Source organism: Streptomyces sp. NPDC048560 (assembly GCF_040650955.1).
GTDB lineage: Bacteria > Actinomycetota > Actinomycetes > Streptomycetales > Streptomycetaceae > Streptomyces.
In genome coordinates, this window is record NZ_JBEZIJ010000002.1 from 242,118 (window position 1) to 263,686 (window position 21,569).

Annotated in this window: 19 protein-coding genes; 7 read left to right on the forward strand and 12 right to left on the reverse strand. The window is 71.3% G+C overall.

Features of this window, described 5'->3' with window-relative positions:
- Positions 1 to 78: 78 nt before the first annotated feature.
- On the forward strand, positions 79 to 891 hold the full coding sequence (locus tag AB0C82_RS07875) for a hypothetical protein (protein WP_362837499.1): 813 nt from the start codon (positions 79 to 81) through the stop codon (positions 889 to 891).
- 9 nt (positions 892 to 900) lie between these two features.
- Here the strand turns inward: AB0C82_RS07875 and AB0C82_RS07880 are convergent, their stop codons facing one another.
- Positions 901 to 1,650: a GntR family transcriptional regulator gene (locus AB0C82_RS07880; RefSeq protein WP_362837501.1), complete on the reverse strand. Its 750-nt coding sequence runs from the start codon at positions 1,648 to 1,650 to the stop codon at positions 901 to 903.
- A 145-nt stretch (positions 1,651 to 1,795) separates the two neighbouring features.
- Here AB0C82_RS07880 and AB0C82_RS07885 point away from each other — a divergent pair, with 145 nt between their 5' ends.
- Both AB0C82_RS07885 and AB0C82_RS07890 read left to right on the forward strand, forming a co-directional pair.
- The gene (locus AB0C82_RS07885) at positions 1,796 to 2,644 is read left to right on the forward strand and encodes a (2Fe-2S)-binding protein (RefSeq protein WP_362837503.1); all 849 of its coding nucleotides are present in this window, start codon (positions 1,796 to 1,798) and stop codon (positions 2,642 to 2,644) included.
- Between the two features lie 192 nt (positions 2,645 to 2,836).
- Positions 2,837 to 3,943: a DUF2637 domain-containing protein gene (locus tag AB0C82_RS07890; RefSeq protein WP_362837504.1), complete on the forward strand. Its 1,107-nt coding sequence runs from the start codon at positions 2,837 to 2,839 to the stop codon at positions 3,941 to 3,943.
- A 45-nt stretch (positions 3,944 to 3,988) separates the two neighbouring features.
- Here the strand turns inward: AB0C82_RS07890 and AB0C82_RS07895 are convergent, their stop codons facing one another.
- The 4 genes from AB0C82_RS07895 to AB0C82_RS07910 all read right to left on the reverse strand — a co-directional run bounded on the left by AB0C82_RS07895 (position 3,989) and on the right by AB0C82_RS07910 (position 11,807).
- Positions 3,989 to 4,393 (reverse strand): ATP-binding protein, encoded by a 405-nt coding sequence (locus AB0C82_RS07895; protein ID WP_362837505.1) that lies wholly within the window; start codon positions 4,391 to 4,393, stop codon positions 3,989 to 3,991.
- 191 nt (positions 4,394 to 4,584) lie between these two features.
- Positions 4,585 to 6,327 (reverse strand): pyruvate dehydrogenase, encoded by a 1,743-nt coding sequence (locus tag AB0C82_RS07900; protein ID WP_362837506.1) that lies wholly within the window; start codon positions 6,325 to 6,327, stop codon positions 4,585 to 4,587.
- A 65-nt stretch (positions 6,328 to 6,392) separates the two neighbouring features.
- Positions 6,393 to 7,925, reverse strand: a complete 1,533-nt coding sequence (locus tag AB0C82_RS07905; protein WP_362837508.1) for a protein phosphatase 2C domain-containing protein — start codon at positions 7,923 to 7,925, stop codon at positions 6,393 to 6,395.
- Positions 7,926 to 8,039: 114 nt separating this feature from the next.
- On the reverse strand, positions 8,040 to 11,807 hold the full coding sequence (locus AB0C82_RS07910) for a S8 family serine peptidase (RefSeq protein ID WP_362837510.1): 3,768 nt from the start codon (positions 11,805 to 11,807) through the stop codon (positions 8,040 to 8,042).
- A gap of 205 nt (positions 11,808 to 12,012) precedes the next feature.
- Between AB0C82_RS07910 and AB0C82_RS07915 the strand changes: the two genes are divergently transcribed.
- Both AB0C82_RS07915 and AB0C82_RS07920 read left to right on the forward strand, forming a co-directional pair.
- Entirely contained in the window at positions 12,013 to 13,002 is a 990-nt protein-coding gene (locus AB0C82_RS07915; protein WP_362837512.1) for a helix-turn-helix domain-containing protein, read from the forward strand.
- 67 nt (positions 13,003 to 13,069) lie between these two features.
- Positions 13,070 to 13,552, forward strand: coding sequence for a DUF456 domain-containing protein (locus AB0C82_RS07920; RefSeq protein WP_362837514.1), 483 nt, complete (start codon positions 13,070 to 13,072; stop codon positions 13,550 to 13,552).
- Here the strand turns inward: AB0C82_RS07920 and AB0C82_RS07925 are convergent.
- Both AB0C82_RS07925 and rsgA read right to left on the reverse strand, forming a co-directional pair.
- Positions 13,539 to 14,933: an AlkA N-terminal domain-containing protein gene (locus AB0C82_RS07925; protein WP_362838379.1), complete on the reverse strand. Its 1,395-nt coding sequence runs from the start codon at positions 14,931 to 14,933 to the stop codon at positions 13,539 to 13,541. The two genes, AB0C82_RS07920 and AB0C82_RS07925, sit on opposite strands and share 14 nt — an antisense overlap.
- An 81-nt stretch (positions 14,934 to 15,014) precedes the next feature.
- Complete coding sequence (gene rsgA, locus AB0C82_RS07930) at positions 15,015 to 16,169, reverse strand: ribosome small subunit-dependent GTPase A (RefSeq protein ID WP_362837516.1); 1,155 nt, start codon at positions 16,167 to 16,169, stop codon at positions 15,015 to 15,017.
- 362 nt (positions 16,170 to 16,531) lie between these two features.
- Between rsgA and AB0C82_RS07935 the strand changes: the two genes are divergently transcribed.
- On the forward strand, positions 16,532 to 17,032 hold the full coding sequence (locus AB0C82_RS07935) for a DUF5949 family protein (protein ID WP_362837518.1): 501 nt from the start codon (positions 16,532 to 16,534) through the stop codon (positions 17,030 to 17,032).
- Between the two features lie 134 nt (positions 17,033 to 17,166).
- Here AB0C82_RS07935 and AB0C82_RS07940 read toward each other — a convergent pair whose 3' ends face one another.
- The 5 genes from AB0C82_RS07940 to AB0C82_RS07960 form a co-directional block, all read right to left on the reverse strand.
- Positions 17,167 to 17,577, reverse strand: coding sequence for a rodlin (locus AB0C82_RS07940; protein ID WP_362837520.1), 411 nt, complete (start codon positions 17,575 to 17,577; stop codon positions 17,167 to 17,169).
- A 539-nt stretch (positions 17,578 to 18,116) separates the two neighbouring features.
- Positions 18,117 to 18,527, reverse strand: coding sequence for a rodlin (locus AB0C82_RS07945; protein ID WP_362837522.1), 411 nt, complete (start codon positions 18,525 to 18,527; stop codon positions 18,117 to 18,119).
- Positions 18,528 to 18,713: 186 nt separating this feature from the next.
- Positions 18,714 to 19,004, reverse strand: a complete 291-nt coding sequence (locus AB0C82_RS07950; RefSeq protein ID WP_362837524.1) for a hypothetical protein — start codon at positions 19,002 to 19,004, stop codon at positions 18,714 to 18,716.
- Between the two features lie 259 nt (positions 19,005 to 19,263).
- The gene (locus tag AB0C82_RS07955) at positions 19,264 to 19,455 is read right to left on the reverse strand and encodes a chaplin (protein ID WP_362838382.1); all 192 of its coding nucleotides are present in this window, start codon (positions 19,453 to 19,455) and stop codon (positions 19,264 to 19,266) included.
- 268 nt (positions 19,456 to 19,723) lie between these two features.
- Positions 19,724 to 20,125, reverse strand: coding sequence for a rodlin (locus AB0C82_RS07960; protein ID WP_362837526.1), 402 nt, complete (start codon positions 20,123 to 20,125; stop codon positions 19,724 to 19,726).
- Positions 20,126 to 20,602: 477 nt separating this feature from the next.
- Here AB0C82_RS07960 and AB0C82_RS07965 point away from each other — a divergent pair, with 477 nt between their 5' ends.
- Positions 20,603 to 21,421 carry a chaplin family protein gene (locus AB0C82_RS07965; RefSeq protein ID WP_362837528.1) on the forward strand — a complete coding sequence of 273 codons (819 nt, stop codon included), beginning with the start codon at positions 20,603 to 20,605 and terminating at the stop codon, positions 21,419 to 21,421.
- Positions 21,422 to 21,569 lie beyond the last annotated feature (148 nt).

A 21,569-nucleotide genomic window follows, 5' to 3' on the forward strand; every position in this document is an offset into this window, starting at 1 on the left:
TGCCATTCCGTGCTGAGATGCGCCCAGACTCAACAGCTCGATGGCGTGCTCGGGGAGGGCAATGTGGCGCATACCGCCATGTCTGGTTCCGGAACGACAGCAGATGACGATCCGCCGCTCCAGACAGCGGTATGGCGGCTGCGATCACGCGCCTGCTGGACGGACGCGGCCGCTCTGCTCGAACCGCACGCGGCCACCGACCCGGCTGCCGCGCTCCAGCGCACCGCTCTGCTGACCGAGCGGTGCCTCTACACAGCCGAGGGCTGGACGGACGCCGAGGACGCGCTCCGCAACGCCGAGGCCCTGGCCCACGACGACGCCGAGCGCGGGGCCGCGGCCTGCGAGCGCGGGCACCTGGCCTACGCGTCGACGCTTCTCGGGGTACGGGACCGGGCCGACGAGGCCAGCGTGGCGCTGAGCCGGGCCGCCGCCCTGCTCTCCCCCGCGGCGGCCGGACGTCCGCTGCTGGACTTCCGGCGGGGCCTGATCGCTCAGAACATCGCCGATTCACCGCAGTCCGCCCGCGCCGCGTACCGCAGGGCCCACGCGGGTGCCACGGCCCAGGAGGACGAGCTGCTGCTCTCCTTCACCTGGCGCCACCTGGCCTCGCTCGCCCTGCGCGAGGGCGAGCTGGCAGAGGCGCGGCACGGGTTCACGGAGTCGCTGCGGATCAGGGAGGAGCTGGGTTACCTCGTCGGTACGGCTCCCGCGCTGATGTCCCTCGCCGACGCCGAAACCGAGCCCGAGGCCGCCCGGCTGCGCGCCGAGGCGGGCCGGCTCTTCCGGCTGCTGGGCGGCGTGCCCACCTGGCTGGCCCCCCAGCTGGAGCCCGCGGTGCCGCATCCGGGCCGTCCGCTCGACGACGCGGCGGGAGCCTGGCGGGTCAGATGACCGCGCCGGTCAGCTCTCCGAACCCGTGAAGTGTTCCCGTACGAGCGACTGCACGACGCCGAGGTTCTGGGCGATCAGGGCGTCGAGCAGCGCCGTGTGCTCCACGGCGTCCGCGAGCAGGTCGGCGCGTCGGGTGGCGGGGTTGCTGACCAGCGGCCACTGGGACCGTCGGTGCAGGTCGTCCGCGACCTGCACCAGCTGGTCGTTGCCGGCGAGCGCCAGCACGGCACGGTGGAAGGCCCGGTCGCACTCCGCGTAGCTCGCGCGGTCGCCGACGGCGGCTGCCGCGACCGTGGCGTCGGCCAGTGGGCGCAGCGCGGTCCAGTGGCCCGCGGGCACCGAACGGGCGAGCCGCAGCATGACGGGGACCTCGATCAGGGCCCGCACCTCGGCCAGCTCGGCCAGTTCGCGCGGCCCGCGTTCGCTGACGCGGAAGCCCCTGTTCGGTACGACCTCGACGGCGCCCTCGATGGCCAGCTGCTGCATCGCCTCGCGCACCGGCGTCGCCGAGACGCCGAACCGGGCACCCAGTGCCGGGGCGGAGTAGACCTGGCCGGGGGCCAGCTCCCCGTCGACGAGGGCGGCCCGCAGGGCGTCGAGGATCTGGCCGCGCACCGAGTGCCGCTGGACCGTACGGGGGGCGGGCGGCTCACTGTGGGTGTGCTCGCCGCGCGCCTGTTCCGGCACCCGTCCCGGGGCCGGGACCGCCGGAGCCGCGTACGACAGCCATGCGTCCTCACGCGCTCTGCCCTGCTCCACTGGACCTCCTCGGCCTGCCGTGGGCCCGGCTCGCGTGCGCCATGCCCCGTGTGCACGATAGGCGGAGGAGGCTCCAGTTCAAACATGGATCAGGTCGGGTAAGGTAAGGCTAACCTCTAAACGATCCCGATTCGGTGGTCCCCGCATGACCGTCTCCACGCTGTTCACCGACACCGCGGCGTCCTCCGTGACCGCCGCCTACGCACGCCTGGCCGAGGTCTTCCCCGGGCTGCGCGCCGAGGTGCTCGCGGACGACGCCGAGGCCCCCTCGGGCACCGGCTGGGTGGGCGCCGCCGAGCTCGCCGGTGGCGGCGCGGCCCTCGACGCCTTCCTGGCCTGGGACAACGCCCAGGTGCTGCGTGACTACGGACAGCAGGCCCGCCCGGACGTGGTCGCCAGCTTCGGGCTGCACCGCTACGCGTGGCCGGCCTGCCTCCTGGTGACCGTGCCGTGGTTCCTGCACCGCAGGGTGCCGCGCGTTCCCGTCGAGGACGTCGCCTTCCAGCGCGCGCTGGGACATCTCACCGTCCGGGTAAGGGAGTTCGCCTGCCTGCCGGACGATCCCGCGGCGTCGCTCCCCGGCGCCCGGGTCGTGCCCGACGAGGCCGCACTGCGTGCCGAGGTGCTGGAGTCCGTGGCTCAGCACCTGGGACCGGTGCTCGACGGGTTCGGACCGCGGATGCGGCGCGGCAAGCGGGCCCTGTGGGGCATGGCGACGGACGAGGTCGTCGAAGGGCTCTGGTACGTCGCTCACCTGCTGGGCGAGGAGCGCCGGGCGATGGCGGAGCTGGAGCTGCTGCTGCCGGGCACCACCAAGCCGTACGTGGGCACCGCCGGGTTCCGTGAACTGACCGGCCCCGAGGGCGAATCGCTGCCGACGCGCGACCGGGCGAGCTGCTGCCTCTTCTACACGCTGCGCCCCGAGGACACCTGCGTCACCTGCCCCCGTACGTGCGACGCCGACCGGGTCCGGAAGCTGACGCCCGCCCCCTGATCCACACCCCCCTTCCCGGTGACTCACCCTCGAACGTAAACCCCCTTTCACGCACGGCCGTTCGAGAACATTCCGCTCATCCGTATGCCTCGCCACCCCATTGGCGTTCTCTTGCCCCGAAACCGCCTGAGCCGGGCGGCGTTTCCGTCACGATGGCGCCCGAAACGCCCTACGCGACGCAAGGGACCGCGCATGAGACTGACCGACATATCGCTTGACTGGCTGCTTCCGGGCGCCGTACTGCTCGTGGGGGTCATGGCGGCGGTGACGGTGGTCGCACGCGGCAAGCGCGCCGCCGGCAAGGCATCGGCCGACGACAACTGGGAACGCAGCGAGGACCGCCGCCGGCGCAAGGAGGCGCTCTACGCCACCGCCTCGTACGTCCTGCTGTTCTGCTGTGCCGCGGTGGCCGCCGCACTCTCCTTCCACGGGCTCGTCGGCTTCGGCCGGCAAAACCTCAGCCTCTCCGGGGGCTGGGAGTACCTCGTCCCGTTCGGCCTCGACGGGGCCGCGATGTTCTGTTCCGTGCTGGCCGTACGGGAGGCGAGCCACGGTGACGCGGCGCTCGGCTCCCGGCTGCTGGTGTGGACGTTCGCCGGCGCCGCCGCCTGGTTCAACTGGGTGCACGCGCCGCGCGGCATGGATCACGCGGGCGCCCCGCACTTCTTCGCGGGGATGTCGCTCTCGGCAGCCGTGCTGTTCGACCGGGCGCTGAAGCAGACCCGCAGGGCCGCACTGCGCGAACAGGGCCTGGTGCCACGCCCGTTGCCCCAGATCCGGATCGTGCGGTGGCTGCGGGCACCCCGCGAGACCTTCGGTGCCTGGTCGCTGATGCTCCTTGAAGGCGTACGCACGCTGGACGAGGCGGTCGACGAGGTCCGCGAGGACCGGCGGGAGAGGGAGCAGGACCGGCTCCGCAGAAAGGGCCAGGAGAAGCTGGACCGGGCGCACATCAAGGCCCTGAACCGGCAGAACCGCGCCTGGGTGCGGGGTGGTCGTGGCGGGCAGCAGGACGTCCCCGCCCTCGCACCGCCCCAGGGTGCCGCGCAGGGTGTCGCGGAGCCCGCCATAGCTGAGCCGGGACAGCTGCCCCTGCGGCCCCGGCCATCCCTGCAAGCCGTGAACCGCGCGAGCTCCAAGAGGGCGAAGAACCAGTCGGGTTCTCCGAGCCTCCCGGCGCAGACCGCGGACGGTGACTCCAGGACCGTCGACCTCACCGCCGAGGACGACACCCAGGCCCTGCCCCGGCTCGACTCGCTGGAACAGAAACTCAAGGCCCTGGAACAGCAGTTCGGCTGAGTACACCCCGGTGGGAGGCTGTGTCAGGGCCTCCCACTGCGCGGTTCAGGCGCTCGCCGCGTTCAGCTCGAACCAGACCACCTTGCCCAGCGCCTGCGCCGTGACCCCCCAGGCGTCCGCCAGGCTCCGCACCAGGACCAGGCCCCTGCCGTGCGTACCGTCGTCGGCGTTCGGTACGTACGGCCTGGGAGCTCCCGACATGAAGTCGCGCACCTCCACGCGCACCTTCTCGGGTCCCGCCGTCACCGTGACCACCGCGCCGTGGCGCGTATGGATCAGCGCGTTCGTCACGACCTCGCTCAGCAGCAGCTCCGCCACCTCGGCCGCCTCGGGCTCGGAACGACATCGCAGGAACTCCCGCAGCGCCCGCCGTACGTCACCCACCCCTGACAGGTCGGCGTGCCCCAGTCTGCGTCGGAGCTGGACCGAACGGCCCTCCCGATGCCTCATCGTTTCCCCCGCCCGCACAGTGAATCGACCTCCTTTGCCGCATACCCTCTCGAACACCTTCACGGGGGATGCATGCCCCGTGCGCGGACAGTCACGCTTTTCGAGCCGTCAAGAAGTGAACAGTGCTCATCGGCGGGCGACTTCGGGGCAGGGTGGTGGGGCGGACGCTGGTGCGCCCACCCCACCGCGCCTCAGGGGCGCGGCACGTTACGGAGGTTGGAACGGGCCATCTGGAGCATCCGGCCCACTCCCCCGTCGAGCACGATCTTGCTGGCCGACAGGGCGAAGCCGGACACCATCTCGGCGCTGATCCTCGGTGGAATGGACAGCGCGTTCGGGTCGGTGACCACGTCGACGAGGGCGGGCCCCTTGTGCTTGAAGGCGTCCTTCAGCGCGCCCTCCAGCTGCTTGGGCTTCTCCACGCGGACCCCGTAGGCCCCGGCGGCCCGCGCGACGGCGGCGAAGTCCGGGTTCTTGTTCGTCGTGCCGAACGAGGGGAGCCCGGCCACCAGCATCTCCAGCTCGACCATCCCGAGCGACGAGTTGTTGAAGAGGACGACCTTCACCGGCAGGTCGTACTGGACCAGGGTGAGGAAGTCACCCATGAGCATGGTGAACCCGCCGTCGCCCGACATCGAGACGACCTGGCGGCCCCGGTCCACGAACTGTGCCCCGATGGCCTGCGGCAGCGCGTTGGCCATCGAACCGTGACTGAACGAACCGATCACCCTGCGCTTGCCGTTCGGGGTCAGATAGCGCGCGGCCCACACGTTGCACATACCCGTGTCGACGGTGAACACGGCGTCGTCGTCCGCGAGTTCGTCGAGCACCGACGCGACGTACTCCGGGTGGATCGGTACGTGCTTCTCGACCTTGCGGGTGTACGCCTTGACCACACCCTCCAGCGCGTCGGCGTGCTTCTTCAGCATCCGGTCGAGGAACTTGCGGTCCGTCTTGACCTTCACGCGCGGGGTCAGACAGCGCAGCGTCTCACGCACATCGCCCCAGACCGCCAGATCGAGCTTGGACCGGCGGCCCAGATGCTCGGGCCGGACGTCCACCTGGACGATCTTCACATCGTCCGGAAGGAAGGCGTTGTACGGGAAGTCGGTGCCCAGCAGGATGAGGAGGTCGCACTCGTGGGTGGCCTCGTAGGCGGCCCCGTAGCCCAGCAGCCCGCTCATGCCGACGTCGTACGGGTTGTCGTACTGGATCCACTCCTTGCCCCGCAGCGCGTGCCCGACCGGGGACTTCACCCGCTCCGCGAACTCCATGACCTCGGCGTGCGCGCCCGCCGTGCCGCTGCCGCAGAACAGGGTGACGCGCTTCGCCTCGTCCACCATCCGGCAGAGCTTCTCGATCTCCCAGTCCCCCGGCCGGGCCGTCGGCCGGGTGGTGACGAGCGCGTGCTCGATCGACTTCTCCGGGGCCGGCTTGGAGGCGATGTCGCCCGGCATCGACACGACGCTGACGCCGCCCCTGCCGACCGCGTGCTGGATGGCCGACTGGAGCAGCCTCGGCATCTGCTGCGGGTTGGAGATCATCTCGTTGTAGTGGCTGCACTCCTGGAAGAGCAGCTCCGGATGGGTCTCCTGGAAGTAGCCGAGCCCGATCTCGCTGGACGGGATGTGCGAGGCGAGGGCGAGCACCGGGGCCATGGAACGGTGGGCGTCGTAGAGACCGTTGATGAGGTGCAGGTTGCCGGGCCCGCACGAGCCCGCGCAGGCCGCCAGACTGCCGGTGATCTGGGCCTCCGCCCCGGCGGCGAACGCGGCGGTCTCCTCGTGCCTGACCTGGATCCAGTCGATGGCCGCGTTACGCCGGATGGCGTCGACGACGGGGTTGAGGCTGTCGCCGACGACGCCGTACAGCCGCTTCACCCCTGCCCGCACGAGGATGTCGACGAACTGCTCCGAGACGTTCTGCTTGGCCATGGGTGCGCACCCTCTCCGCTGTGCTCCGTGCTCCTGTGGAGTCCATCAACCCACGGCCCGTACGATCACGCCTCCCAGACGGCGGCGCACGTGCGGTCGTCGGCGTACCCCTTGATCCGGAGCTGGATGTCCGCCAGATAACCGGCCAGTCCCGGCGGCCCGGCGGGTGACCAGCGCTCGGCGAGCTCCTTGGCGAGGGCGGGTTCGCCACGCATCGGGTCGGCGAGGCCGTTGCCGCACAACAGCAGGGTGTCGCCCGGGCCGGCCACCGAGGCACGGAACCGGAAGGGCTCGGAAGGCGGCGGGACGGGGCTCTCGATGTACGGGGCCGGGGCTGTCGTGATCTGGAGGTCCATGGTCAGCCGGTCCCCCTCGGGCCCCTCCTCGCCCTGTGCTCCGCCGGACGGCGCGGAGCCGAAGCCGACGACGCCCTCCCCGGTGAGTGCCCCGGCGTCCGGAACACGGGGTTCGAGGTCCTGCCACACACCGTCCCGCAGCCGGAAGAGGCCACCCGCGCCGACACCGAAGAAGACCCTGGTGCGGCACCGGGGATCGGCCGGGAGCAGGAGGCAGCGCAGGCCGGCGGTGTACTCGTCGGGCTCAAGCCCGAGCTCGGCCGCCCTGGCGCGCAGCTTGCCGTAGGTACGGTCGGTGAGGCGGTGCAGACCGGATTTGAGATCGCCGCGGCGGCCCGCCCTTATGTCTTCGGAGAGCCTGGCGTGGCTCCGGCCGACGGCGCCACCGATCCACTGGACGGCGTCGGCAGCCGCGCGCTGCGCCCCCTCGGCCGCCCGGGCGCCGCCGGCGATGGCGACGAGGACGAGGGCGTTCTCCGCGGCGCCGAAGCGGGCGGTGAGGAGGGCGTCACGGCGGGGTTCGCCCCGGAACCGGGCGGAGTCGCCGCGTACGGAGGCGGCCCGCAGGGTGTACGTCCCGTACCGGGCGCCGTCGAGCACGGTGTCGGGGACGAGCCCCTGCAGATCCAGGGAGCTGGAGGCCGGCAGGGCGGAGGGTTCGGCGTCATAGGTCGGCGGCCGGTCGCCGAGGTAGTCGAGGGGAGGGCGGGCGCCGGGGACGGCGACGGGACCGGGCACCGTGCCGGAGCCGGGCACCGTGCCGGTGGAGGTACGGGTGGCGCTGTGGTCCGCGTCGGCCCCTTCGGAGCTCGCCTCGACCGGCGGTGGCGGTGGCGGGGTCGAGGGCGGCGGAGGCGCGGCGAAGCTGCGCGGCGGTGAGGCTCCCGAGGGCGGTTCCCAGGGCGCCCGGACCGCCATGACGGGTGGCGCCGTGGTGGGTGACGGGATGACGGGTGGTGCCGCGGGCGGCTCCGGGTCCCGCCCCGACACCGGCTCCGACACGGACGCCGATGCCGGCTCCGGGCCGGGGCCCGGGACCCCGTCCGTGTCCCGGTCGGGCCCCGGCCCGGGGCCGGTGTCCATGTGGCCGGCCGCTGGACCCACCGCGTCCGACGCGGAGTCGAAGCGGTCGTCCAGACTGTCGGCCGCGCTGCTCGGCCCGATGTCCGGCGCGCTCTCGTCGTACAGCCTGCGCCACCAGTCGTCCTCATGGGCGGCGGGCCAATCCCCCTGCTGACTCATGCCCTTATTGTCCACCGCGAGCGGCGCACGAAAACGGGTCATCCACAAAAAGAGGTCCGCCGGGCGGCCCCACCCCCCACGGGAAGGACGCCCGGCGGACCGGTCGGAACGTGGTCAGCGCACGGCGTACGCGTCGGCCACGGTCTGGATGACGGAGTTGCCGTTGGCGTCCGTCAGTTCAGTCTTGAGAGTGACGTTCCTACCCGAGGCACCCGCGTGGTCGACGCTCGCGCTCCACCGGCCGTCCTTGCGAGCGGTGGTGGCCCGTGTCCACGTCGTACCGTCGTCGTAGGAGAAGGACACCTCGGCCGCCGTCACCTCGCCGGGTGTGTAGCCCGCGTGGCCGGTGACGCTCAGGTCGATCCTCTGACCGTCCAGCGCCGGCAGGGTCTTGAGCCCGTCCGTCTCCAGCCCGTAGTGCGGGAAGAGCAGCGGGATGCCCTGCGAGTACACGTTCTCGTCGCGCTCCGAGCGGAACTTCCAGGTGGTCTCGGTACGGGTGGAACGCTTCCAGACGGCGGCCGGCTGACCGGACTTGAAGGTCACCATGGTGAGTTCGTAGGCGGCGTCGGCGGCCGGGACGGTGAACACCCCGGACGGCCAGCCGGACTGACCGAGCACCTCACCGCCGCTGGTGAGCGTCATGTTGCCCAGGTCTCCGAAGGAGCCCTGCATACCGCCGTGTTCGCTGTCCGCCCAGAAGCCGGGTGCGACTCCGATCAGGTTGTCCTGGCGCTCGGCGGCGAGCTGCTCCTCGCCCTGGGTGCTGAGCGGGGTCGACGGGCCGAGGATGCCCCGGTACCAGCTCTCGCCGCGCTGCTGGCCGGCCTTGTACGTGCGGGGCCGGTCGAACATCGTCTCGCCCCAGGGGAAGCTGGAGGAGAGGAACCGCTCCCAGCCGGTGTCGCCCGGCGAGTAGAACTCGGTGCGCCTGCCCGGGGCGGCGACGGTGTCGAACAGCCCGACGGAGAAGCGTGCGCCGTAGGGCCGGCCCACGACCATCGAGTCGACGTAGTCGGCCGCCACGCCCATGGCCTCGTACGTGGCGGTGGACCTGCCGAGCTTGCTGTCGCGGACCGTGTACGTGCGGTCGGAGGTGACCGGGCCGGTCTCGGGGAAGCCCAGGTTGTAGACGAACGGGCTGACGGCGGTGCCCTTCCAGCGCAGCGTGACGGCACCGTCGGCGAGAGCCGTGGCCAGGCCGGCGGCCTCGCTCGCCTCGATTGCGAGGGAGGGCAGCGGCGCCTGGCCGTAGCCGACGGACGGCAGCCACGGCCCCGCGGACGGACGGTGCACGATGAGCGCCTTGGCGCCCGCGGCCTTGGCGTTCCGCGCCTGGACGGTCATGTGTCCGTCGTCGGCGACCTTCACCAGGGCGATCTTGCCTGCGACACCGGCGGCCGCCAGCTCCTCGGGGGTGCCGGTGCCCGCGTCGACGAGCGGGGCCTCTCCGACGCCGTCGAGGTTGACGGAGCCGGTGCTCGCCGCCCACGGGTGCAGCCCGGCGCCGCCGACGACCGAGAGCTCCTCGATCAGCGGGGCGTACCTGCGCCAGTAGCTGGCGAATTCGAAGTCGCCGTCGCTCGCCCTGCCCACGATGTCGACCAGGTAGTTCTTGACGGCGCGGCTGCCGCTGATGGATCCCGAGTGCAGCCAGACGTCGTCCCAGCTGCGGCCGAAGGTCAGTGTCGTGGCGCGGTCCTCGGAGTCGCGCCCCGCCGTCCGCACCTGGACCCGGTGGGCCTTGCGGGCGTCCAGCACCAGGCTGGTGTCCTTGGTGAGGTCCAGCTGCGGCCTGGCCAGGTAGCCGACGGACTCGACCATCCTGCCGGTGGCGTCCTCGGGGTCGGGCGAGGTGACGAAGCCGGAGACGAAGTACGCGCCGGGGCGCACCTGGTAGACCTGATCGGCGGCGCCGTCGTTGAAGCGGCGCTCACCGCTGGCGGTGTCGGTCCCGATGACGTCGAGCGAGGACGAGCCGGCCGCGGGCTCGCCGGTGCGGTCGATCAGCTTGACGCGCAGGGTGACGGTCTCGGCGCCGACGTACAGCGAGAACGGGGTGGAGACGTCGACCCCGCCCGTGGCCGTGGCGAGGACGCGTCCGGTGACGTCCCCGTACTGGCCGCGTGCGAGGTGCGCGGTCGGGTCGATCGCCAGGGGGACCTTGACGGTGGCTCCGGCCGGGACGGTGACGGTGCGTGCGCCGAGGCGGGCGACGGTCGGGCGTACGGCCGTGCCGTCGTTGCCGGTGACGTCCGCGACGCGCAGTGAGAGCTCGACAGGCGTGGTGCCGTCGTTGGTGTACGGGACCTCGACGGTCGTGCGGTCGCTGCTGTCCTGCGGCCAGTTGAAGGTGCCCGCCTGGACGGCCGGGGCGCCGGTGACCTTCGTGTCGATGGCGGCCTTGACGTCGAGCCTGCCGCCGCCGGTCTCCCGTACGTCGCCTGGAATGTCGCTCTTCGCCGAGGAGACGAGGGCGGCCTTGACCTGCTGGGCCGTCCAGTCGGGGTGGCGCTGCTTCACGATGGCCGCCGCTCCCGCGACCTGCGGGGTGGCCATCGACGTACCCGACATCGCCTGGTAGGCGTAGACGCCCCGGCCGCCCGCCGCGGCGGCCGAGATGGCGACGCCGGGCGCGGCGATCTCGGGCTTGAGGGTGTGCGCGCCGATGGCGGGGCCCCGGCTGGAGAACTGTGCGGTGGAGTCGTCGCGGTCGACGGCGCCCACGGTGAGCACGCTGGGGGCGCAGCCCGGCGAGGAGACCGTGTTCAGTGTGGGTCCTGCGTTCCCGGCCGCGACCACGAACAGCGTGTCGGTGCCGCGTCCCAGTTCCTCGGCGGCGACGCTCATCGGGTCGGTGCAGTCGGTGGGTGTCGAGCTGCCGAGGCTCATGGAGACGACGTCGGCCTTGTTGTCGACGGCCCACTGCATCCCGGCGATGATCCAGGAGGCGGCCCCCGAACCGCTGTCGTTGAGGACCTTGCCGACGAGGAGTTCGGCGCCGGGTGCGATGCCCTTGTTCCTGCCGTCGCTCGCCGCGCCGCTGCCGCCGACGGTGGAGGCGGTGTGGGTGCCGTGGCCCTGCCGGTCGTCCGTCGTGCTGGAGTCCGTGAAGTTCTCGGAGCCGGCGATCCGGCCTTCGAGGTCCGGGTGCCCGGCGTCCGCGCCGGTGTCCAGGACGGCGACCTTGGTGCCCTTGCCGTCGTAGCCGGCGGCCCAGGCCAGGTCGGCGCGGACCTGCTTGGCCGACCTGTCGAGACTGGCCTCGACCTGGCGGTCGAGCCAGAGCTTCTTGAGCCCGGTCGCCGAACGCGACCGGGAGCCGGTGACGTCCGCCCAGAAGGCGGAGCTCCGCTTCTTGTCGGCCTTGAGCGCGACGCCGTCGATGGCGGCGAGGTCGAGCCCGCGCTCGGCGCCGCGCGGGGTGACGGGAGTGCTGCGCGCGGCCTGCCCGGTGTAGGTGGCGATCAGCGGGACGGTCTTGGAGTGGGCGTCGTCGTAGCCCTGGCGGATGAGGCCGGTGACGTTGAAGAGTTCCTCGTCGACGGTGCCGTCGGCGAGCGCTCCGACGGCGGCTTCGGGGTAGACGTACAGGTCCTTGCCGGCCTGCCGGGTCTGCACGAGGGGGACGGTGCCGTCCTCGCGGGGCAGCGCGGTGGCGGACGCGGTGCCCGTGCGGTCGGTGCTCACCAGGACCCGGTCCCCCGTGACGAGGGTGACGGTGACCGGTGCGGCGGCCTCCGCGACAGCGGCCGCGCTGCCGGTCAGCGGTCTGTCGGTGCTCGCGTCGTCCTGTGGCGACGCCACGGACGGTGCGGTCGCGGTGACGGCCAGGACGGCGGCGGTAGCCACTCCCAGCGCCGTGCGCGATATCGGGCGCATCGCTCTCCCCAGGTCATTCCGGATCGAAGCAGCACAAGGTGCCGTGTTCCGGAGGCTGTTGGTGCTGCGGTGGCGCCACATTTGCAGAGTGGTCACCGGTACAGGGGATGATGTGGGCGGCGGGTTTACGCCGTGGCCCTTTCCCGCCACGGCTGGTCGTCCGGAACGCACGTTGTGCGACCGCCACGCCCGGGGAGGGCCGAGGATGCTGGGTGCGATAGGTCTCGACGAGAGACAGGAAGCGACGTACCGCGCGCTCGTCGCTGCGGGGGCGGCGGAGGTCTCCGACCTGGCCCACCGGCTGGGGATCCCGCAAACCGATACGGAACGGGCGCTGCGCCGGCTGGAGCACCAGGGCCTCGCGGCCCAGTCGTCGGCGAGGCCGGGGCGCTGGGTGGCCGCGCCGCCCGGGGTGGCCCTGGGCGCCCTGCTCATCCAGCAGCGTCACGAGCTGGAGCAGGCGGAGCTGGCGGCCGCCCTGCTCGCCGAGGAGTACCGCGCCGAGGCGAGCGAGCCCGCCGTGCACGACCTGGTCGAGGTGGTGACCGGCGCGAGCGCGGTGACCCACCGCTTCCACCAGTTGCAGCTCGGTGCGGTGTCGGAGGTCTGCGCCCTGGTCACCGGGAAGCCGATCGCGGTGACCGGTATGGAGAACGAGTCCGAGGAACGCGCGGCGAACCGTGGGGTGTCCTACCGCGTCGTGGTCGAGCGCGAGGTGCTCGGGCTGCCGTCGGGAATCCTGGAGCTGTCGGCCGCCCTCAGCCGGAACGAGCAGTGCCGGGTGGTCGACCGGGTACCGACCAAACTGGTCGTGGCCGACGGCAGCCTCGCCATGGTGCCGCTGACGGCCCGCGGGGCGGAGCCGGCCGCACTGGTGGTCCACGCCAGCGGACTGCTGGAGTCGCTGACCGGCCTGTTCGAGGCGGTGTGGCGGGACGCGATGCCGCTGCGGCTCGGCGAGAACGGCTGGGTCGAGGAAGTGACGACGGGCCCCGATCCGACCGATCTGGAGATCCTGTCGCTGCTGCTGGCGGGGCTGACGGACGCGAGTGTGGCCAAGCAGCTGGATCTGGGGCTGCGGACCGTCCAGCGACGGGTCAAGGGCCTCATGGAGCTGACCGGGGTGTCGACGCGGCTGCAGCTGGGCTGGCACGCGTACGAACGGGGCTGGGTGGCCCGTACGCCACGGATCTGACCCGGCCCGAACCCCCTCGGACCTGCGCTGACAGGCGGGACCTGCGGGCTTCCGGCAGGCTGGTGGGATGGGTGTGTGGCAGCTCGTCGCCGTCGGCCTGGTCATGCTGCTCGGGCTGGTCGGCGTGCTGGTGCCGGGCGTGCCGGGGGCGGCGATGGTCTGGGCCGCAGTGCTGTGGTGGGCCCTGACGGACGTGGGTCAGGACGCCTGGGTCGTACTGATCGGAGCAACGGCCCTGCTCCTGATGAACCAGGCACTCAAACCGCTTCTGCCACCCCGCCGCCCCGACGCGTCGGGTGCGCCACGCGGCACCCTGACCCTGGGCGGGATCGCAGCGATCGTCGGGTTCTTCGTCATCCCGGTGGTCGGCGCGGTCGTGGGGTACGTCGGGGCGATCTACGGCGCCGAGCGGGTGAGACTGGGCAGCCGTGGCGCGGGGTGGGCCTCGGTGCGCTCCGTCATGCGGGCGACCGGCTACTCGGTGCTGGTGGAGCTGTTCGTATGCCTGCTGGTGGCGGGCACGTGGCTGGTCGCCGTCATCTGGGACTGACGTCCACGCCGCCCGGACCCGCGAGCAGGCCCGCGCGCTCCAGGTGGCGTACGGCGTACGAACGCCAAGGCCGCCACGCTTCGTTTCCCGGCGTCCCCGCCGGATCGACGTCCGGGTCTCCGAGGGCCCGCATCCTGATCAGGGCCGCTTCCCGGGGGCCGATCCCCGGCAGCCGCAGCAGCGCGCGCTCCGCCTCGTCCCGGTCGGCGCCCGCGTCGAGCCTCACCTCGCCGTCGGCGAGTGCGGCTGCCAGGGTCCGCAGTGCGGGGTCACCGGCCGAGCCGGCCAGCACCCCCGGCCCGGGGAAGAGGTGGGTCAGCCCGCCGCAGGGCACGTCGAGGAGCTTCCCGTACCGCTCGACCAGCTCCTCGGCCGCCGCCCGGCCCACCAGGGTCCGTACGGCGAACTCGTCCGGGTCGGCGGCGCCCGGCGAGCGCAGCCCGGGCCGGTCGGCGACCAGCGGTGCGAGCAGTGGCGCGGCGCCGAGCGTCTCACCGACGGCGCAGGGGTCGGCGTCCAGGTCGAGCAGCCTGCGCAGCCGCTGTACGGCGGTCGTCAGGTCACGGAGATCGGTGAGGTGGATCCGCGCCTCCAGCCACTGCCCCGGGGACTCCTCGTCGACGGCGACGATGCCCGCGCCGTACGGGAGCGTCAGGGTGCGCCGGTACGTCCGGCGGCCGGGCTCGCCGCTAATCTCCTCGATCCGCCTCACCGTGTCGACGGCGAGCAGGTCGAAGACCTCCCGGGCCGCGTACGGTCCCCGGTGGGCGAGCCGGAGCGGAATCCCGGCACGGGTTCCGTCCCGTACGCCCGCGCCGAGGCCGGTACCCGACTCGGCGCGCAGGGCACTGGGGGTCCGGGCGTAGATCTGCCGGATCGTGTCGTTGAACTGGCGGACGCTGGCGAAACCCGCCGCGAAAACGATCTCGGTGACCGGCAGGTCCGTGGTCTGGAGGAGGACGCGTGCCGTGTGGGCGCGCTGGGCCCTGGCGAGCGCGACGGGACCCGCGCCCAGCTCGGCGTTGAGCTGGCGCTGCACCTGCCGGGGGCTGTAGCCGAGCCGGCCGGCGAGACCGGGGACGCCCTCCCGGTCCACGACGCCGTCGCCGATCATGCGCATGGCACGGCCGACGACATCCGCGCGTACGTTCCACTCCGCGGAGCCGGGCACGGCGTCGGGCCGGCAGCGTCTGCAGGCCCGGAAGCCGTTGCCCTGAGCGGCGGCGGCGGTCGGGTAGAACCGCACGTTCTTCCGTTTGGGGGTGACGGCGGGGCAGCTCGGCCGGCAGTAGATGCCGGTGGTCGCGACGGCGAAGAAGAACTGCCCGTCGAACCTGGCGTCGCGGCTGCTCACCGCCTCGTACCTGGTCTTTTCGTCCATCACACCGTCCAGTGTGCGGCACCTCCCGGTGCCGCACTCGCGGTATTCGGACGTCGAACCCGGTGACGGTATCGCCACCCGCTACCGCGTCCGGCCCCGCTTGAACTCCATGGCGGCCCGTCCCTCGGCGCCCCTGCGCTTCCATTCGCGCATGGTCTCCGCGCGGAGCCGGGCATCGGTCTTCGCCGCGATCCGGTGGTTCTCCCGGAGCAGCTTGCGGTAGCTCTCCAGGCGCCGCTCGGGCAGCGTCCCGTCCTCGAGGGCGGCGAGGACGACGCAGCCCGGCTCGGCCACGTGGGCACAGTCATGGAAACGGCACTGCCGCGCCAGGTCCTCGATCTCGGAGAACACCTGGCCGACACCGGCCTCCGCGTCCCAGAGCCCGACACCGCGCAGTCCGGGGGTGTCGATGAGCACGCCACCGCCCGGCAGGACGAGGAGGTTGCGCGTCGTGGTGGTGTGCCGCCCCTTGCCGTCCACGTCGCGGGCGGCCTTGACGTCCATCACGTCCTCCCCGAGCAGGGTGTTGGCGAGGGTGGACTTGCCCGCACCGGAGATCCCGAGGAGCACGCTCGTACCGCCGGAGACGACGGCACGGAACACGTCGACGCCCTCACCGGTGGCGGAGCTGACGGGGAGCACCTGGACGCCGGGGGCGATGCCCTCGATGTCCTGGACCAGATGGGAGAGCGTGACGACGTCCGGCACCAGGTCGGCCTTGGTCAGCAGCACGATCGGCTGCGGGTCGGCCCCGACGCTCGTGCCGCTCTTCCCGAGGAGTGCGTCACCGCTGGAGCTGGACATGGCGAGCGCGAGGAACCGCTCCAGGCGTCCCAGGTCGAGTTCGACCGCGAGCGAGACGCAGATGACGATGTGGTCGAGGTTGGTGGCGAGCACCTGGCCCTCGGAACGCTGCGAGGACGTCGAGCGGACGAAGGCCGTACGCCGCGGCAGCAGCGCACGCACGAACTGCGGGTCGCCGTCGGGGTCGACGGCCACCCAGTCGCCCGTGCAGATGACCCGCATCGGGTCGCGGGGCACCACGAAGGCGGTGTCCGCACGCAGCGGGCCTTCGGGGGTGACGAGGTCGCACTGACCGCGGTCCACCCGCACGACACGGCCGGGCAGCAGACCCTGCTCGGCGTACGGGGCGAACGCGGCGGCCCAGTCCTCGTCCCAGCCGTACGGAGACAGCGCGTGCGACGAGGTCGGAACCGGAAGAGAGGAGAAAGACAAGGGAAACCCTTCGAAGGGCGGCCCCGGCACCGCGTACTCGGACGCGGAAGAAAGGTGAAAGAAGGTCAGCCGGTGGCCACGGGGGTGAGAACGATGCACTTCTGGCTGTGGGCGGCGCCCATCGCAACGACAGTCATCAATGTCCTCACCTCCTGGTTCCTTCACGGCTTACGCGCACGGCCGAGCGTTCCCGGCCCTCTGCGCGGACGTGTTCCACCTTAGCCCGCGGCCACCGGTCGGCGTCAACGGAATTTGTTCGCTGAACATCGAAGGACACGTTCCGCCGGAGTTGTCCCGAAGGCTTCCCCGATCGGGTGATACGGGTGCACAACGACCGGTCTCGGGCCGTTATGGTGCCGAGCATGACCACATCCCAGACCGCCACCGGCACGTTCACACAAGCCCAGTTGGGCACCCAGATCCTGATCGGCTGGAGCGGCCGGCACCCCGAGGCCGACCACGACGTCGCCTTCCTGCTCACCTACTCGCTCGGCGACGGTCAGGACGGCCCGGAGGCCGGCGAGGCTGCCCTGCGCACCGCGCTGGAGCGCACCGGCCTCACCGTCGGCGGCGAACTCACCAGGGCGTCCGAGAAGCCGGGCCTCCAGGTGAAGCTCCTCGTCCAGGCCGGCCAGGCGGTCCTGACGATGCCTCACTTCAAGGCGCAGTACCAGGTGCCGCCGGAGTGGCTGGCCGCCGCGGCCGCCCAGGGCGAGGTCTACGGAATGTTCGCCACCCGCCCGTGGCCGGAGGGCGTACCCGGCCGGCCGGTGAGCGAGGAGGCGCTGCGCGCGTTCGCGGCGGACGAGGAGGTCGTCAGGACGTCCGCGCTCTGCCTCCTGCCGGTACGCAGCCTGGGCTGACCCGGCCCTGTCCCCCGTCCGTGCGCGACGATGCCCACCACCCCCATGGAGTGGTGGGCATCGTCGCGCACGGCGTCGCACAAGGAAATACGGGCGGCCCCGGACGTGCCCGGACCGCCCGCACGGGGAGAACGTCAGTTGTTGCCGACGCCGTTGCCCGAGAGCACCGGGATGTCGTCCAGGATGTGCGACAGGGCCTCGTCACCCTTCGCCTGGGTGGAGTTCTCGGTGCACTGCTGGTTCTGCGGCGAGGACAGGACGTTGATGTCCTGGACCGCGACCGGCACGAGCACGCCGACGAGCGAACCGACGTTGGCCTCGGCCGGGAGACCGATGCACGCCTTGTTCAGCGTGCCCTGCACCAGCTGGGTGTTCGGGCTCCAGTCGCCCTTGGTCACGGCGTTGCCGAACGCCTGCGAGGCGCCGTTGCCGTTGACCGACGTGGTGCCCTCGTCGTTGCCGATCGCCATGGCCGAGGGGGCCGCGGCGGCGGACAGACCGATCAGGGACACGGCGACCGCAGCGCCGGCCATCATCTTCTTCATCAAGCTTCACCTTTCGGAGCGTCCCGTTGTGGAACGTACTGATCAACCTCAATCGGAGGATTCAGTTCCGCAGGACCACTCAAATGGGTTGGATCCGGCGCAAGGTCGACGCCTCGGGTTCACTCACGGCCGGCTTCCCCCGAGCTGCGGGCGGCCGGAACGAACCCGCCGGCCGGACGCCGTACGGGGTGGGAGGGCGCCCCTGACGCGACGCCGCGGCCTGCCGCGCACCACTCCGCGAACAGACGGTCGTAGATCGGTGTGCTGTCCTCCGTGGGCCGCTGGCCGCCCGGCGGGCGTTGACTGTCGTACTGATCCATGAAGTGCCCTTACCCCGTCCGGCGAACCGGGGCAGCCGGTCCTGGTCCATCCGGCCCAACCCGGACGCACGACGAGGGGCCAGCTCGTCCCGTCCACCGGTGAACGGCGGACGTACGGACGAACTGGCCCCACGTGTTGAGCACTTCGGAAAGACAGAGTCCGGGCGGGCCCTGGCGGCCTCGATGAGGTCAGCCGCGGAAACCCGGAACTACGCGACCTCAGTTGTTGCCGACACCGTTGCCGGACAGGACCGGGATGTCGTCCAGGATGTGCGACAGGGCCTCGTCACCCTTGGCCTGGGTGGAGTTCTCGGTGCACTGCTGGTTCTGCGGCGAGGACAGGACGTTGATGTCCTGGACCGCGATCGGGATCGCGCCGATGAGCGAACCGACGTTGGCCTTGGCCGGCAGGCCGATGCAGGGCTTGTTCAGCGAGCCCTGGATGAGCGCGAACTGCGGGCTCCAGTCACCGTGCGTGGCGGAGTTGCCGAAGGCCTGCGAGGCGCCGTTGCCGTTGATCGACGTGGTGCCGCCGTCGTTGCCGATGGCCATGGCGGAGGGGGCCGCCGCGGCGGAGACACCGACGACCGAAGCAGCGACAGCTGCCGAGGCCAGAATCTTCTTCATCATGAAATAATCCTTCCGAGGTATTCTCTTGCCCGCCTATCCGGAGCGTCCTGATCAACTCGTTCCGGCGGGATTGGTTGTGCTCATTCACTCGAACGGTGCTTTCCTGCCTGGCTGCCACCGGATTCGGGGCGCCTGCGCACCGGAGGAATTGCGGTTCTGTGCGGGAATTACCGTCGCGCCGACGGATCAGCCGCCGAGGGGCACGCCGCCGAGCAGCGGGGCGGCGCCCTGGGCCGCACCGGTCGCCTCGCCCGCCAGCTTGCCGACCGCGCCGTCCTCCTGCACCGACTCGGCGGCACCGCCGACGGTGTCGACCAGCGGGTCGACTGCCTGCGGAGCGGCGGCCATGACCTGGTTCAGGCCACTGTCGAGGCTGAAGTTGGGGGCCGTGGCTTCAGTGACGGCGAAGGCGGGAGCAGCCGTTCCGAGAGCAGCCACGGAACCGACAATGAGCGCAGCTGTCTTCGCGTACTTCACTTTCAGGTTCCCTTCTGCAGCGGCATCTGTTTCGGTCGCGTTCCCGCGCCGCACCAGCCTTCTTTAGCTGTGACATCTGCCGCTTTCAAAAGGAGTAACGATCACGCGGCGAACGGGCAACTGCGTGCCGTCGAATTTCTCGGAACGTCTACGGGATTTCTTCCGGCCCCTGCGGGAACCGGTAAAAGAAGCGGGCCCCGGACCGCATGTGCGGTCCGGGGCCCACCGAGGACGAGCTATCAGCTCAGCTCGCCACGTTTCAGTGGTTGATGCAGGTGTTGCCGAACGCGGGGTTCAGCAGACCGATGACGTTCACGGTGTTGCCGCAGACGTTGATGGGGATGTGGATCGGAACCTGCACGACGTTGCCGGACAGAACGCCCGGGGAGTGCGCGGCGACGGCGTTGGCACCGGAGTCGGCCATGGCCGGCGCAGCGGCGCCCATCGCCATGAGAGTTCCGGCGGCGACGGCGGCAACCTTGGTGTACTTCACTTTTTGTCCCTTTCTTGCAGCGGAGTCCGGAGCGGCCACGTCTTTCGTGCCGCACGAGCGCTGTTCTGATCGCCCGTAACTCCGAAGCTGTTATTCGTAACGACGTGGAGCCGGAATCGAAACTCGATCCCGAGCAGATTCTCGGGAAAACCCCCGATTGGCACAGCAGCAGGCCCGGGCCGCTCGGAGGAGGAAACCGGCGGCCCGGGCCTGTGGTGCGTCCGGGTCAGCTGTTGTGGGCGCCGTTCCCGGACAGGACCGGGATGCCGTCGAGGATGTGCGACAGCGGCTCGTCACCCTTGGCCTGGGTGGAGTTCTCGGTGCACTGCTGGTTCTGCGGCGAGGACAGGACGTTGATGTCCTGGACCGAGATGGGCACCAGGCCGATGAGCGAACCGACGTTGCCCTTCAGCGGCAGACCGACACACGGCTTGTTGAGCGAGCCCTGGACCAGACCGAACTGGGGGCTCCAGTCACCGTGCGTCTCGGCGTTGCCGAACGCCTGCGAGGCGCCGTTGCCGTTGACCGAGGTCGTTCCTCCGTCGTCGCCGATCGCCATGGCCTGCGTAGCCGAGAGACCGAGGACGGAGGCGGCGACGGCACCCGTAGCCAGAACCTTCTTGATCACGATTAACCCTTCTCGTACCGATTGCCCCGTGCCGGAGCGCTCTGACCAACTCGCGGCGGCACGTTTGGTTCCGGGTGTTCACCCGAATGCCGCAGGTTCCGCGCGCGCCGGACGGGGGCGCGCCTCGGCCATTCAGGCGCATGTGCGTACGCCTGCCGTTCGTGAAGGAATTGCGATCGTGGCAGCCGAAGCGCCGCGCCCGAACACAGCGGAAGATGCTCACGCGTGCACCGAACACAGGTCCACGGACCGCTCGCCCGGCGGGCAATTCCCGGCGTCAGGGCCACTTCCGCGCCCCCTCACCCCTCGCATTCACGATGAGATCGAACGCGCACACGTCACCCGTTCGGGTGGTTACAGGATTTCCACGCATCTTCAAGTTTCCCGCTCATGCCTCATTCGTTATGGGTGTCGTCCAACGTGCAGTTGGATCGCCCACACGGAATGTCCTGTGGACTGTCCTAGGAAGGACAAGTAATGCGGCAGGTTTTGAATAAAAGCATGATCGTCATGGCGGCGGCTTCGGGCATTCTTTCCGCGGCCGGCGGTTATGCACATGCCGACTCCTCGGCCGATGGCGCCGCTGTCGGTTCGCCGGGGGTCGGTTCGGGCAACGCCGTGCAGGTGCCGGTGCACGTCCCGGTCAACCTCTGCGGCAACACGGTGAACGTGATCGCCCTGCTGAACCCGGCATTCGGCAACTCCTGCGCGAACGTCGACAACGGGAAGGGCGGCGGCGGGCACGGCGGTGGCGGCGGCCACCACGGCGGCGGGTACGGAAACGGCCACGGCGGTGGCAACGGCCACGGTGGCGCCAACGGGCACGGTGGCGGGCATGGCAGCGGTACCTCACAGGGCGGCGCTTCCGCCGACGGCGCTGCCGTGAACTCCCCCGGTGTGCTGTCGGGCAACCTGATCCAGGCTCCGGTGCACGTACCGGTCAACGCCTGCGGCAACACCGTCGACGTCGTGGGCGCGCTGAACCCGGCCCTCGGCAACGACTGCGCCAACGTCAGCGGCCCGGACCACCGGCCGCCGACGGAGGAGCCGCCGACCGGCAAGCCGCCGGTCGAGGAGCCCCCGGCCTCCCAGCCGCCGGTCGAACCGCCGGCCAACGAGCCGCCCGCGAACCAGCCGCCGGCGAAGCAGCCCCCCGCCGACCACGCCCCGCACGGCGGCGGCTCCGCGCTCGCGGAGACCGGCTCGGCCGGCCTCGGTCTGGCTGCCGGTGCCAGCGCCGTTCTCATGCTCGGTGGCGCGGTGCTGCTGCGCCGCACCCGCGGTTCGCAGATCTGACCCGGTCAACTGAGCGGAGGAAGGGGCCGCCCGCATAGCTACCGCTGTGCGGGCGGCCCCTTCCTCGTCGGTCCCCGCCCGTGCCGGTGACAGGTGGCCGGAAGCCGCTCGGCACCGGCGCCCCGGTGCGAGCATGAAGCCGTCCAGC

What these genes read in the sequence shown, in the direction of transcription:
- AB0C82_RS07875 (WP_362837499.1), top strand. Translation starts at nt 79, where the DNA reads ATGTCTGGTTCCGGAACGACAGCAGATGACGATCCGCCGCTCCAGACA.
- AB0C82_RS07885 (WP_362837503.1), top strand. Translation starts at nt 1,796, where the DNA reads ATGACCGTCTCCACGCTGTTCACCGACACCGCGGCGTCCTCCGTGACC.
- AB0C82_RS07890 (WP_362837504.1), top strand. Translation starts at nt 2,837, where the DNA reads ATGAGACTGACCGACATATCGCTTGACTGGCTGCTTCCGGGCGCCGTA.
- AB0C82_RS07895 (WP_362837505.1), bottom strand. Translation starts at nt 4,393, where the DNA reads ATGAGGCATCGGGAGGGCCGTTCGGTCCAGCTCCGACGCAGACTGGGG.
- AB0C82_RS07900 (WP_362837506.1), bottom strand. Translation starts at nt 6,327, where the DNA reads ATGGCCAAGCAGAACGTCTCGGAGCAGTTCGTCGACATCCTCGTGCGG.
- AB0C82_RS07905 (WP_362837508.1), bottom strand. Translation starts at nt 7,925, where the DNA reads ATGAGTCAGCAGGGGGATTGGCCCGCCGCCCATGAGGACGACTGGTGG.
- AB0C82_RS07910 (WP_362837510.1), bottom strand. Translation starts at nt 11,807, where the DNA reads ATGCGCCCGATATCGCGCACGGCGCTGGGAGTGGCTACCGCCGCCGTC.
- AB0C82_RS07915 (WP_362837512.1), top strand. Translation starts at nt 12,013, where the DNA reads ATGCTGGGTGCGATAGGTCTCGACGAGAGACAGGAAGCGACGTACCGC.
- AB0C82_RS07920 (WP_362837514.1), top strand. Translation starts at nt 13,070, where the DNA reads ATGGGTGTGTGGCAGCTCGTCGCCGTCGGCCTGGTCATGCTGCTCGGG.
- AB0C82_RS07925 (WP_362838379.1), bottom strand. Translation starts at nt 14,933, where the DNA reads ATGGACGAAAAGACCAGGTACGAGGCGGTGAGCAGCCGCGACGCCAGG.
- AB0C82_RS07935 (WP_362837518.1), top strand. Translation starts at nt 16,532, where the DNA reads ATGACCACATCCCAGACCGCCACCGGCACGTTCACACAAGCCCAGTTG.
- AB0C82_RS07940 (WP_362837520.1), bottom strand. Translation starts at nt 17,577, where the DNA reads ATGAAGAAGATGATGGCCGGCGCTGCGGTCGCCGTGTCCCTGATCGGT.
- AB0C82_RS07945 (WP_362837522.1), bottom strand. Translation starts at nt 18,527, where the DNA reads ATGATGAAGAAGATTCTGGCCTCGGCAGCTGTCGCTGCTTCGGTCGTC.
- AB0C82_RS07955 (WP_362838382.1), bottom strand. Translation starts at nt 19,455, where the DNA reads ATGGCGATGGGCGCCGCTGCGCCGGCCATGGCCGACTCCGGTGCCAAC.
- AB0C82_RS07965 (WP_362837528.1), top strand. Translation starts at nt 20,603, where the DNA reads ATGCGGCAGGTTTTGAATAAAAGCATGATCGTCATGGCGGCGGCTTCG.